This is a genomic window from Rhodanobacter sp. TND4EL1, assembly GCF_054061035.1.
This window is the reverse complement of record NZ_JBSSDT010000001.1, coordinates 184,027-197,008: the sequence shown is the minus strand read 5'-3', so window position 1 is coordinate 197,008 and position 12,982 is coordinate 184,027. Positions and strand designations below refer to the sequence as shown.

General features: G+C 60.4%; 10 protein-coding genes. 1 reads left to right on the top strand and 9 read right to left on the bottom strand.

From position 1 onward, the window contains the following. Positions 1 to 566 precede the first annotated feature (566 nt). The 6 genes from ACVWWQ_RS00985 to ACVWWQ_RS00960 form a co-directional block, all read right to left on the bottom strand. Complete coding sequence (locus ACVWWQ_RS00985) at positions 567 to 962, bottom strand: VOC family protein (protein WP_133950606.1); 396 nt, start codon at positions 960 to 962, stop codon at positions 567 to 569. A 312-nt stretch (positions 963 to 1,274) separates the two neighbouring features. After that, positions 1,275 to 1,952 (bottom strand): type 1 glutamine amidotransferase domain-containing protein, encoded by a 678-nt coding sequence (locus tag ACVWWQ_RS00980; protein WP_133950608.1) that lies wholly within the window; start codon positions 1,950 to 1,952, stop codon positions 1,275 to 1,277. A 55-nt stretch (positions 1,953 to 2,007) separates the two neighbouring features. After that, positions 2,008 to 3,042: an NADP-dependent oxidoreductase gene (locus tag ACVWWQ_RS00975; RefSeq protein WP_133950610.1), complete on the bottom strand. Its 1,035-nt coding sequence runs from the start codon at positions 3,040 to 3,042 to the stop codon at positions 2,008 to 2,010. A 53-nt stretch (positions 3,043 to 3,095) separates the two neighbouring features. Then, positions 3,096 to 4,253: an iron-containing alcohol dehydrogenase gene (locus tag ACVWWQ_RS00970; protein ID WP_133950612.1), complete on the bottom strand. Its 1,158-nt coding sequence runs from the start codon at positions 4,251 to 4,253 to the stop codon at positions 3,096 to 3,098. Between the two features lie 82 nt (positions 4,254 to 4,335). Beyond that, positions 4,336 to 5,850, bottom strand: a complete 1,515-nt coding sequence (locus tag ACVWWQ_RS00965) for an efflux transporter outer membrane subunit (RefSeq protein ID WP_457383268.1) — start codon at positions 5,848 to 5,850, stop codon at positions 4,336 to 4,338. A 10-nt stretch (positions 5,851 to 5,860) separates the two neighbouring features. Continuing rightward, on the bottom strand, positions 5,861 to 6,256 hold the full coding sequence (locus ACVWWQ_RS00960; RefSeq protein WP_208321618.1) for a carboxymuconolactone decarboxylase family protein: 396 nt from the start codon (positions 6,254 to 6,256) through the stop codon (positions 5,861 to 5,863). A gap of 231 nt (positions 6,257 to 6,487) precedes the next feature. On the opposite strand from ACVWWQ_RS00960, the gene ACVWWQ_RS00955 reads away from it, so the two are divergent. Then, on the top strand, positions 6,488 to 7,237 hold the full coding sequence (locus tag ACVWWQ_RS00955) for a TetR/AcrR family transcriptional regulator (RefSeq protein ID WP_133950616.1): 750 nt from the start codon (positions 6,488 to 6,490) through the stop codon (positions 7,235 to 7,237). 273 nt (positions 7,238 to 7,510) lie between these two features. Here the strand turns inward: ACVWWQ_RS00955 and ACVWWQ_RS00950 are convergent, their stop codons facing one another. The 3 genes from ACVWWQ_RS00950 to ggt all read right to left on the bottom strand — a co-directional run bounded on the left by ACVWWQ_RS00950 (position 7,511) and on the right by ggt (position 12,737). Continuing rightward, positions 7,511 to 9,013 (bottom strand): MFS transporter, encoded by a 1,503-nt coding sequence (locus ACVWWQ_RS00950; protein ID WP_166669756.1) that lies wholly within the window; start codon positions 9,011 to 9,013, stop codon positions 7,511 to 7,513. Between the two features lie 167 nt (positions 9,014 to 9,180). Then, positions 9,181 to 10,251, bottom strand: a complete 1,071-nt coding sequence (locus ACVWWQ_RS00945) for an HlyD family secretion protein (protein WP_166669757.1) — start codon at positions 10,249 to 10,251, stop codon at positions 9,181 to 9,183. A 746-nt stretch (positions 10,252 to 10,997) separates the two neighbouring features. Next, positions 10,998 to 12,737, bottom strand: a complete 1,740-nt coding sequence (ggt, locus tag ACVWWQ_RS00940) for a gamma-glutamyltransferase (RefSeq protein WP_457383267.1) — start codon at positions 12,735 to 12,737, stop codon at positions 10,998 to 11,000. Positions 12,738 to 12,982: the final 245 nt, after the last annotated feature.

Here is a 12,982-nt window from a genome sequence, read left to right as displayed (position 1 = left end):
CTGCCGTGGGGGCTCTCATCTTGTTCCTGAGATGATCTTTCCGAAGGCCGCGGGGGTGCGGTCTCGAAGCGCCCCCCCCAGTAGCTTCACGAATGCGGTCACGCGTGCGCTCACATGGCGATAAGAGGGATACAGCGCCCAGACCTCAATGCGACGGTTCGATGAACGTTCCCCAGTCGATCAGTCGACCGGCGTCGATATCAGCCTGCACCATCAGCGGGTAGCTCACTTTTCGATGAAAAACCCGGCTCAGTTCTCGGCAAAAATCAACAATTCAAGATTCTAGCGATGAGCCGACCAGCGGAATCGATTGTCCACGTTCGGTAAAGAAACAGACGATCGCCGTCGCTTCCAAATTGACTCAGCGCGCATGCTGGGCGAGCACGAACAGAGTTCCGAGGGGACGTGATCACAACGCTGTCGTTGATCAGCGATGAAAGTCCTTCAATCCATGGCCAGAGCCGGCCCGTTGCTGCCGGTCGTGGTTGTCTGCTTTCGGGGACGCTGATAAGGAACGTTCGAGTTGAGACTTCCCCCGGTGACTGGGAGAAAGTCCTCGTATCGTATTACTTCGGAACATGGTGAAGTGCGCAGAGCTTGTTGCCATCGGGGTCGCGAACGTAGGCCAGGTACATTGCACCCATATTCCCTTCGCGCAGCCCAGGCGGTTCTTCAATTGAAGTGCCGCCATTGGAAACCGCCGTGTCATGAAAAGTCTTTACCTGCTCAGGCGAGCTGCACTTGAAGCCAATGGTTCCACCGTTCGCAAAGACTGCTGCTTTGCCGTCGATGGGCTCGGTGACACAGAACATACCCTCATCGTGCCGATAGAAGAGCCGAGCGTGTCCAGTGCCAGCCAGATTGCGCACCGGTGGACCTATTCCAAGCGTTGCGAGTGTGGCGTCGTAGAACAACTTTGAACGCTCAATGTCGCTTGTTCCAACCATGATATGACTGAACATATTTTCTCTCCTGAACTTCCCGCATCGTATGGGTATTGAGCACTGGCGCGGATTCTGCCCAACCGTCCAATGACGAACGGTTGTCGTGACGACTAATGTTGGAGTTGAGCCGCGGTGGCGGCCTTGAACGAGCGATATGGCTTCACTAAAGCTGAGTTAGCCGAGTTGACTCCCGCACCATCTCGGAGAATAGCTTGGCGTGGATCGATACGATTTTGGCGCAGAGTCATTACAATTTCGGCTGGGACCGGCTGCGGCCGGCTTGATGAAGGGTCACCAGCGATGCCATCACGGCATCGCTGGTGACGGCCATCAACCCAGCATCTTGAGCAACGCCTCGGCGGCGGGCGCGGACGAAGCCGGATTCTGGCCGGTGATCAACAGACCATCGGTGACCACATGCGGCTGCCAGTCGCCGGCCTTGCTGTAGTTGCCGCCATTCTTTTTCAGCATATCTTCGACCAGGAACGGCACCACCCCGGTCAGCTCGACGGCCTCTTCCTCGGTATTGGTGAACCCGGTGACCGACTTGCCCTGCACCAGCGGTTTGCCATCGGCCGACTTCACATGGCGCAGTACACCGGGTGCGTGGCATACGGCAGCGACCGGCTTGCCGGCGGCCAGCGTGGTTTCGATCAGCGCGATCGAGTCGGCGTCTTCGGCCAGATCCCACAGTGGGCCGTGGCCACCCGGGTAGAACACCGCGTCGAAATCGCCGGCTTTCATGTCCTGCAGTTTGTGCGTGCTGGCCAGCACGGCCTGGGTCGCCTCGTCATCCTTGAAGCGGCGGGTGGCATCGGTTTGTGCCGACGGATCGTCGCTCTTGGGATCCAGCGGTGGCTGCCCGCCATGCGGCGAAGCCACCGTGATCTGAGCGTCCGCGTCCTTGAACACGTAGTAAGGCGCGGCGAATTCTTCCAACCAAAAACCGGTCTTTTTGCCGGTGTTGCCCAGTTGATCGTGCGAAGTAAGAACCATCAGAATTTTCATGGAGTGCCTTCTTTGAATGCGGGATGGGGAAGCAAACGGTCGTGCCGGCAAGGCGTCATTCGCTGGCCACGCGAACTACCAACTTGCCGAAATTGCTGCCGTTGAGCATGCCGATGAAAGCTTGGGTCGCCTGGTCAAGTCCGTCGACGATGTCTTCGCGGAACTTGATCTTTCCGGCCTGTACCCATGGGCTCATCTGCTGCATGAATTCACCGTAGCGATCGCCGTAGTCATCGAAGATGATGAAGCCCTGCATGCGGATACGTTGGCTAAGGATGGTGCGCGCAAGCAGGCCCAGCCGGTCGGGGCCGTCGGGCAGTGCGGTGTCGTTGTAGTTGGCGATAAGGCCACATACCGGCACGCGCGCCGAGGGATTGAGCAGCGGCAGCACCGCATCGAACACGGCGCCGCCGACGCTCTCGAAATACACGTCGATGCCGTCGGGGCAGGCTGCCGCCAGCTCGGCGGCGAAGTTGGCGCTGCGATGATCGATGCAGGCATCGAAGCCCAACTCCTCGACCACGTAGCGGCATTTTTCCGGCCCGCCGGCAACACCCACGCTGCGGCAGCCCTTGAGCTTGGCGATCTGGCCCACCGCCGAACCCACCGCGCCGCTGGCCGCCGCGACGACCACGGTTTCACCGGCTTTCGGCTGTCCGATGTCGAGCAGGCCCATGTAGGCGGTGAAGCCGGGCATACCCAGCACGCCAAGCGCCAGCGATGGGTGTTCCATCTTCGAATCCAGCTTGCTCAGGCCGGTGCCATCGGACAGCGCATGGTCCTGCCAGCCGCTGAAGCCGAGCACGAGATCACCTTCCTTGAAGTCGGGGTGGTTCGAGGTCTGTACCCGCGACACGGTACCGCCGACCATCACGTCGCCAATGGCGACGGGTGCGGCATATGACTTGGCGTCGCTCATGCGCCCGCGCATGTACGGATCGAGCGAGAGGTAGAGCGTGCGCAGCAGCAGCTCGCCGTCGGCGGGCGTGGGCAGAGGGTTTTCGCGCAGGCGGAAGTCGTCTGGCGTGGGTGCGCCGATCGGGCGGGAATTCAGCACGATGGCGCGTTGCATGGTCGCGTCGGGAGACATGGAGTGACCTCAGCAAGAGTTGAGGGGGCCAGCGTAGGCCCCGGTGTGTGAGTTCAGAGTGCGGCTTCCAGAATGCGCCGACTGGTGACCAGGGTGACATCGCGGTGTTCACCGAGCTGGGTCATGCCGTGGGCTTCGAGCTGGGTGATGACGGCGTCGATCACGTCGGCGCCCAGATCGTAATCCGGCAGGCGGGTGGCGATGCCCATCTGCTCGAAGAACGCGCGGGTCTTTTCAATCGCCTGGTCGATGCGCTCGTCCTCGCTGCCTTCGCAGATCTGCCAGACGCGTTCGGCGTACTGCAGCAGCTTGGCGTGCTTGCTGTCGCGGCGCACGTTCAAGCTGGCCGGCAGCACGATGGCCAGCGTGCGGGCGTGGTCGATGCCGTGCATTGCGGTCAGTTCATGGCCGATCATGTGGGTGCTCCAGTCCTGCGGCACACCAGCACCGATCAGGCCGTTCAGCGCCAGCGTGGCGATCCACATCAGGTTGGCGCGGGTGTCGTAATCCTGCGGGTTGGCCAGAGCTTCCGGGCCGGTCTCGATCAAGCTGAGCAGCAGGCCTTCGGCGAAGCGATCCTGCACCTTGGCCTGCACCGGGTAAGTCAGGTACTGCTCGACGATGTGCACGAAGGCATCCACCACGCCGTTGGCAATCTGGCGCGACGGCAAGGTGTAGGTCTTGGTCGGGTCGAGGATGGAGAACTGCGGGAAGGTATGCGAGCTGGAAAACGCCAGCTTGGCGCTTATCGCCCTCTTCGTCACCACGCCGCCGTTGTTCATTTCCGAACCGGTGGCAGGCAGGGTGAGTACGCTGCCAAACGGCAACGCAGTGGTGATATTGCGGCCGTGCTTCTCCAGGATGGTCCACGGGTCGCCCTCGAACGGCACCGCGGCGGCGACGAACTTCGTGCCGTCGATCACCGAACCGCCGCCGACAGCCAGCAGGTAGTCCAGCTTTTCCTGGCGAACCAACTCAACGGCGCCCATCAACGTCTCGAACGTGGGGTTCGGCTCGATGCCGGAAAACTCCTGCACGTGGCGATCACCCAAGGCTGCCTTGACTTCGTCCAGCGTGCCGTTCGCCCTCGCGCTGGCGCCGCCGTAGAGGATCAACACGCGCGCCGACGCCGGCAGCAAGGTATCCAGTTTGCTGATCGTCTCGGTACCGAAGACGATGCGGGTGGGGTTGTGGAATTCAAAATTCTGCATGGGAATGCTCCTTTGCCTAGACTGGTCGTCTAGTGTGGGTGGGGAAAAAAGGTGGGATGGGGGCTTGGCTCACCAAGGTCCGTCAGCGCGAACTGGCCGATCTGCTTCGCGGGGTCACGGGAAACGTCACTTCCCAGCCCCCACCGAGCGATTTGTAGAGCGCGACGAGAGCGATCGATTGATCGGCTGAGCCATCGATAACCTCCGCCCGTGTGGCAAGCAGGGTCTTTTGTTTCACCAACACTTGTTGCAAATCATCAAGACCCACGGCGTATCGCCGCTGCGCTTCATCAAGCGCCAACTGATCCTGGCGCAGGGCCTCATTTAGCTGGTCAAGTCGATGCTGGGTGGCAGCGTAGTCCGCCAATCCGTTATCGATTTCATGCCACGCACTCAGCACAGTCTCCTGAAAATGAATCGCTGCCTCCTGCTGCTGCGCTCGGCGCAAATCCAGAGTGCCGCGCAGTCGCCCACCCTCGAAGATAGGCAAGCTGATGGCAGGGCCAACGCCAAATATCCGACTTCCCCAGGTGCCAAGAGTGGAGAATTGCAGAGCCTGCAGCCCTGCGTCGCCCGATAGCGTAATGCGGGGATAGAAATCGCTGACCGCCACGCCAACATCCGCTGTCGCGGCATGCAGAACTGCCTCTGCTTGCCGAACATCCGGACGCCGCTCGGCCAGCTCGGAAGGCAGGCCCAAGGGTATTTGCGGTGGAACTGGCGGGATACCTGTCCGCTCGCGCAGTTCGTCGGCGAGCGCCCGTGGCGGCGCGGCCAATAGATAACTCAACGCATTGATGAGATGAGCCTGCAGCTGCTGCTGAAGCGGCAATTGCGCGTCGACAAGCGCTACCTGGGAACTTGCTTCTGCAACCTGAAGGTTAGTGGCCACCCCATTTGAAAACCGTATCCGGGTGAGCTGAAGACTATGACGCGCCACACCAAGGCTCTGGTTGATGACGGCCGATTTCTCCTGCACTGCCCTCAATTGAATGTAGTCCCTCGCTGTTTCGGCAAGTACAGAGAGCAGTACGTCACGACGGGCATCCGCAGATGCCTCTACCGAAGCATCCGCCGCTTCATTCTCACGGCGCACTCTTCCCCAGATGTCGAGTTCCCATGACGCATCAAAGCCGGACTGCCACACGTTATAAGGGCGCTCGCCATTTTTGCCTGAAGGATCAACCAGCCCGTCGGTACTAGCCTGAGCGCGCTGATAGGCGGCGTGGCCTTTCACGCCAGGCAGAGCGTCTGCGCCAATGGCTCGACGCTCGGCACGACTTTGCCTTAGTCGACTCGTCGCGGCCCGCACGTCGAGATTGGAGGCCGCCACCCGATCGATCAGTGACGAAAGTTCGGCATCGTCGAACACCCGCCACCATTGCGGATCAATGGGCACCGGGGCCAGTGGACTCACACCGGTCGAACCAGAAACCTCGTCCCAACGTGCTGGCACCGAGACGGCTGGTCGATGAAAGTCAGGGCCGACGCTGCATGACGACAACACCACAACAAAGGGCAGCGTCATCGCAACGGCAACTCTTGATAACCGCATCATCATCTGGCGCGTCTCGAGATGGTCTGTCACGCCACGCATTACAAAATTTTCATGCGTCGGCAGCGGCGAATACTTCGCCTGCCATCTGGATGGCGGCCAACGCGGCCGGCAATCCGGCTGGCAGCCCCACCTGGATGAAGGTATCGATCAATTCCTGGCGCGACACGCCCGCACGCAGCGCTGAGCCAATCCGCAACTTCAGGATGGGTGCCGCTGTCGCACCGAGCGCGGCGCAAACTGCCACCATGATGAGTTCCCGAGTGCGCAAATCAAGCGAAGTCTTTCCGTAGACATCGGCGAATTCCCACTCCATGACGAAGCGACCGAAAGCAGGCGCCAGATCCTTTAGACCATCCAGAAACGCCGTGGCGGGCAGGCCCGTGATCTGTTCGAAAGCCACTTGACCCGCGACGTAACGCTGGTCAGATAAACCGGTGTTGGGCATAGTGCTCATGTGGGGTCCTTGCGGTAAATAAATGCTGTATGGAATCGGGACATGGCGATGGTCATCTTTGGCATCGGACCACTCACGCAACTAATTGCCACAAGGTAATTATGACTCGAAGAACCGTGCACGTCAACGGTATTTACCGATCGGCAAACAGTAGTACCGCGCAGTCTGGCGGCGTCGCTCAGCCTTATTTACCAGTTGGTTACTTGAGCGTAAACTTAACGGATGGCCAAATCGACGACAAAATCACCTGTGCGAAAACGCAGCGTTGGAATCGCACCCACGGGTGCGAATGCCGCGCTGGCATCCAAGCGGCGGCGCCTCGCTCCCGAGGAGCGTGAGCGAGAGATCATTGAGGGCGCCGTCCGCTTCTTTGCCGAGGTTGGATTCGATGGCGGACTGCGCGAACTGGCGCTGCGCCTTGGCATTACGCATCAGAATCTTTTTCGGTACTTCCCGACGAAGGAGGCCTTGATTGACCGGGTATACCAAGAGGTCTATCTGAGCCGCTGGCAGCCTGAGTGGGAGCACCTGCTGCGTCAGCCTGACAAGTCGCTCGAAGTACGGTTGACCGAGTTCTACAAGGCCTATCTCGACACTATCTTCCGCTACGACTGGGTGAGGATTTTCGTATTCGCCGGGTTGAAAGGTGTCAGCATCAGCCAGCGTTACCTCGTGTTGATCCAGGCCAAGGTCATCGAACCGCTGGTCATGGAATTGCGTGCGTTGTCGGGCGATACGTCGGCTCGGAAATCACCGCCCTCAGCGGAAGAGCTCGAAGTCGCCTGGGGCTTGCATGGCGAGCTTTTCTATCTGGGCGTGCGTCGATGGGTTTATGACATGCCGGTTCCGGATGACCTTGATGGTGTCATCGAAGCGGCGATTATCCGTTTCCTGCGGGGGGCCCCGGCGGCCCTGCGCGAAGTCGCGAAACGCGAACTTCGTAAGAAGCCGCGGCACCCTCGTACCCCGTAGCCCAGTTCTGTGCCCGATCTCGCCGCTGACAACGATCACGCTCTCTAAAATCTCGTTTTCGAGGCAGTAGGCCACAGCCGGCAAAGATCAGGACGCATCACCAATTCAGCTGTGGATGGTGCGAAGAACGCGTGGTCGGGCTGACTAGAACACCCAGGGGCAGATGTCTTTGACGATTACGATCGGGGTGGCACCGATGTGCGCAGCTTCCATCCAGATGTGCTCGATCAGTGCTTCCGCATTGATGAGGGCGGGCCAGGTGCATGAGATCACTTATCTGGCCCGCGCGCCTACATCCGGGTGTCCCGAGCCATTGGGTCGCAGGCAGAGCGTACACAGGGATCCAAAAACCAGAACAGCGATGGCGAGCGCCGCCAGCGTGTCGGCATGCCCAAGGATTTGCGCCTGCTGGCGCACCTCGATCGCCAATATATGCAGTGCGCGTGCCTGAGCTTGATCATCGCCGAGCGATCGTGCGCTGACTGCCGCAGTCAACGCATCAAGACGCGCGGACACGATCAAGCTACCCGTGGCGACATGATCGACCAGAAAGCTCGACCGTGCCTGCTCGCGCACGCGGTCCAGCGTCGCGACACCCGCCAGTCCGATCGTGCCGCCCAAGCTGCGCATGATGTTGAACAGCATCGCCGCGTGTAACCCTTCGCGCGGCAGAAGGTCGCCGACAAACAAGAACAGCAGCGTTAACAAGATCAACGGCAATCCCAGTCCCTGCAGCACCTGGCCTAGCCACAGGTCGGGCCCAATCCATGCACCATCCAGTCCCATGCTTTCGATCAACAGGCCTGCGCCGACTAGCAAGAACCCCAGCGCAAGCAGGCGACGCGGCCCAAACCACTGCTTGCCGAGGCACACCACGGCTGCGATATAGCTGATGACTTGTGGCCATGCAGCATCCTGCAAAACCAGCCAAAGCTCATCAGGACGATAGGCGTGGGCTTGTACAAGAAATTGGGGGATCACATAGGTGCAACCCAGAGCTGCCAGGCCAAACGGCAGCATGCCCCAGGTGCTCATCGAGATATTGGGTCGCCACAACAGTTCCATGTTCAGCAGGAGATCTCGTTTCAACCGCGCCACGTATACGATGGAAAGGCCGAACGCAACGGTGCCACCGACAAGCAGGGCACGAATTAGCGCCGAATGCAGCCAGTCGAGTCGATCACCCTGGTCGAACCCGCAAGCCAGCATCGCCACGCCGAGGACCAATAGCAGCAGGCCGAAGCGGTCGGTATACAGCAGTGGTCGCCCGCGAAACGATTCGTGCGGAAGGCCGTAAGCTCCCGTGCCAAGTGCGATCAACCCGGGTATCAGATTCGCCCAGAACAGCGCGGTCCACCCCCAGTGATTGATCAACAATGCCACCAGCCCTGCGGCTAGTTGGGGGGCGAGTGTCGAAGCAGACGTATAGAGCGCCAGTGCCAGAGCGCGATGATGCGGCGGCAGCGTTCGCAAGAGCGCGACGATCGCCATCGGCAGCAAGGAGCCACCGGCCAGCCCCTGTGCCGTGCGCGCTATCAGCACGACTGTAAAGCTTGGCGACAGCGCCAACACACCGGATGCCGTCATGAACAAAAAGGCCGAGTGCAAAAGCACTCGCTTTAATGAAATAGCTGTGGCAAGCCAGCAGCCAATCACCACACCCACCACATCTCCCGCCTTATAGGCGGTGGACAGCCATGATCCTTCGTCAAAACCTATGCCGAGGCCGCCGCGTATATCCGCCATTCCAAGCACGCTGTAGTGCGCGCCGAGCATGACCATCCATGCGGCCGATACCGCGGCTACGCATGTGGCAAAGCGTCGCCCATTCCACTGTGGAACCCAGCGGCGAGGAGATCCGGTCCCTCCGATTGAGATTCCACTGTGCGGACGGCCCGTCCCGCCATCCCCTCGATCGGTGGCTGGATGCGCCTTGGCAGTCGTCACTGCCGTCCCCTCAGCCAGTTGAACAGGCTACCGACGAGTGTGGCTGAACAACGCGTGCCCACGGATGGGCAAGGCGTATCGACGGTAGCAACGACCGACACGCCCGGAAGCAGCGATGCGACGCTGCCTTGATCGCGATCCAGCACGATCTTCACGGGGAACCGCTGAACGACTTTGGTGAAATTCCCGGTGGCATTGTCTGGTGGCAGCAAGGCGAACTGGGCGCCACTCGCAGGCTGCAAACTGTCGACTACGCCGGTGAAAGCGACACCTGGCACACCGTCAACTCGAATGGATACGTGTTGCTTGGGGCGGATATGCGCCAGCTGGCTCTCCCTGAAATTGGCGACGACCCAGACATGCGGGAGCGGCACCACATCGACAATTTGCGTGCCGGGACGGACATAGACCCCGACACGCACGTTCCGCTCACCGACCACACCGTCCACAGGCGCCGTAATGCGTGTCCAACCCAGTTCAATCTTTCTTTCGTCCAGAACGGCGCGCATCGCGTGGATGTTGGCCCGAGCTTCATCAACATCTGTCTCGCCCACCTGAACCTGTTGCTGCGCCGCAATCCATTCGGCTCGCTCACGCGCAAGAGTCGCCTTCAGGCGCTTGGCATCCGCGTCCGCAAGGTCAACTTGTTGCCGCGACGCCGAACCACTTGGCAGCATGTCGTGGTAGCGGGCACGGTCAATTACCGCGCGATCCAGGTCTGCTTGAGTGGCCACCATGGCGGCTGCTGCTGCAACCACCTGTGTCTGTTGGAGCCGGGTTCGGCTGAGCGCATTGGCCAGCGCAGCTTCGGAATGTTCAAGGTTTGCCTGCGCCTCAGCTACCCGCGCAAGGTAGTTCGTGTCCTGGACACGAGCCAGCACGTCACCCCGATGCACGTGTTGATTGTCGTTGACCGGTACGGCGACCAGGTATCCCTCGACGCGCGATGCAACCGGAGTGACATCAGCGCGGACATACGCATCATCTGTGCTCTGAACATCCCTATCGACCAGTGCTGGATACCACGCCGCTGCGAAAATCGCCAATAGAACGCCGATCACCAGCACTACACGCTTTGCCCGTTGCGTAGGTTGGTGCCAAGAGCCTTGGCCAAACAACAGCAGCCATCGGCTCGTTCTACTACGAGCTGAGCGCGATGACCGTCGTTCGCTCTCCGACGGCGGTTTGTGACCCATCAGGGGTTCCACACTAATTACCATGTGGCAATTATACTGAGCGCGGAGGAAGAGTCAATACTACTTACCGAGTGGTAATTGTTCGATGGTCGCCGGGACTCTTGATTGATTCCCGAGCTGACGCCAAACAAGCAGCCGCGCGCCGGCAACCACAAGCTTTCAGTGGCCGCACGACAACAACTGGTTGTCGGCTCGCCCCAGATCTAGCTTGCAGCTGACAATGACCTAGTCTTGTTCGCGGTTGTAGTGGTTGAACTGGCGGCGTTACGGCTAGCTAGCGCATCCGCTGGGTCTGCTGACACGGCCAGTATTTGCTTTCATTTTTGGAAAAATGGACTCCCCCAAGGCGGCCGTTCGTGACAGTCTGAAATGGGTCGGAAGCAGACGCTTCCAACTCGCCGAACCAGCGCGACAAACCGACAAACCGACAAACCGACAAACGGTACGCGGAAAACCAAGTCGACGCCGCCTTCGTCGCGTCAACCTGATGTTCTGATTCCCATCAGCCCATCGTCAGTCAGGCTCATTCCGAATTGTCTTACCAGCCCCCTCGTGACGCCCTGCTCCCGCATGATGCGAAGCTGGCAGCTTGTCGGCTCAATTTGTGGACGGTCTGATCAATAACCGGCCGCCAGACCCGCCGGGCGGCGTGGGTCGTTGGCGCCTTCGAGCAGGCCGGTCTTCGGGTTGACCAGGATGGCCTCGACGGCACCGCCGCTGAACGCCTTGAACGTGTGACCCATCCTTTCCAGCTTTTGCTGAGCTTCGGGCGTGAGCATGCCGTCTCCCACGTAGACGACATCCGGATACCACTGCTGGTGCACGCGCGGTGCATTGACCGCCTGCTGCATGTTCATGCCGAAGTCGACGACGTTGAGGAAGCTTTCCAGCGTGGAAGAAATGATCGTGGCGCTGCCGGGACTGCCGGTGAGCATGAACACCTTGCCGTGGCGCAGCACGATGGTCGGCGTCATCGAACTCAACGGTCGCTTGCCCGGTTCCACCTGATTGATCACGCCCTGCACCAGGCCCGCACCATTGGCCACGCCGGGCTTGCCGGTGAAGTCATCCATCTCGTCGTTGAGAAAGAATCCGGTGTCACCGGCAATCTGCTTGTTGCCGAACAGGAAGTTGATCGTATAGGTCACGGCGACGCCGTTGCCGTCCTTGTCGAGCACGGAATAGTGGGTGGTGTGGTTGCCTTCGGGTGCGCCGAGGCTGCCCGTCACTTCGGACGAAGGAGTGGCCTTGTCAGGCTGGATGGTGGCGCGCAGCCTGGCCGCATGTTCGGCCGACAGCAGCGTGTCGACGGGATTCTTCACGAAGGCCGGATCGCCCAGGTACGTGTTGCGGTCTGCAAACGCACGACGTTCGGCCTCGACCAGATAATGCACCGTGTTGACCGAGCCGTAGCCCCACTTTTCAAAAGGATACGGTTTGATGATCTGCAGGATCAGACACACCGTGGTGCCACCCGAACTGGGCGGCGGCGCGGAGATGACCGTATACCCGTGGTAGTCACAGGTGATCGGCTTTTCCCACTGCGCCGTGTAGTCGGCAAAATCCTTCATCGACAGGATGCCTCCGTTGGCATCGCTGGCCTTGACCACCGTTTGGGCGATGGAACCCTTGTAGAACGCATCGGTACCGCCGTTGGCGATCAGCTCCAGCGTGTGCGCCAACTGCTTCTGCACCAGCCGCTCACCGACTTTCCAGGGCTTGCCGTGATTGAGGAAGATCGCAGCCACATTCGGGTGTTGCGCAAAGTCCTTCGCACGCGAATCGAGACTGTCGATGTCGCCCTGCTGCAACACGTAGCCCTCACGGGCCAGCTTGATGGCCGGCGCGATGACCTGTTTCAGCGACATGGTGCCGTATGTCTTCAGCGCGGTATTCAGCCCCATGACCGTGCCGGGCACGCCAACACCCAGGTAAGTGTCGGTGCTGCGGTCCTTGACCACGTTGCCATCGGCGTCCTGGAACATGGTCGGCGTGGCTTTCAGCGGGGCCTTCTCACGGAAGTTCAGGAACAGGCTGCGGCCGTCCTTGAGGTGGATGTTCATGAATCCGCCACCACCGATGTTGCCGCAGCACGGATGCACCACCGCTTCGGCGTAACCGACCGCGACCGCCGCATCCACCGCGTTGCCTCCCTGCTTGAGGATGTCCACGCCCACCTCGGTCGCCAGATGCTGGGCGGTGACCACCATGGCGTTTTTCGCCGTCACCGGACGGGCCTTGGCCAGGTCTGCCCGTGTATTGGCGAAGATGGTTCCGGTCTCATCCGGATTGGGCGAGGTCAGCAACGGCGCCGTGACGTTCGATGCGGGCTGGTCGGTCGGGGTGGCCTTGGTCAATGTGCCGTTTCCGGAACAGGCCGCGATACCGATGGCAGACACCGCTATCACCAGCCCATGCCGCCAGGACCCCGGCAAGCCGTGTGACCGGGTCATCCACTCGTGCGAGATGGGGCGGGATGGCAGCGCGTTTCGGTTCGACATGAATTCCACTCCACGAGCAAGACCCTGAGCATAATCGCTGGAAAGCAGGTGTAGCCAATGACAAGACGCATACGGCGCATAACCAGAGGTTCTGGTCCGGC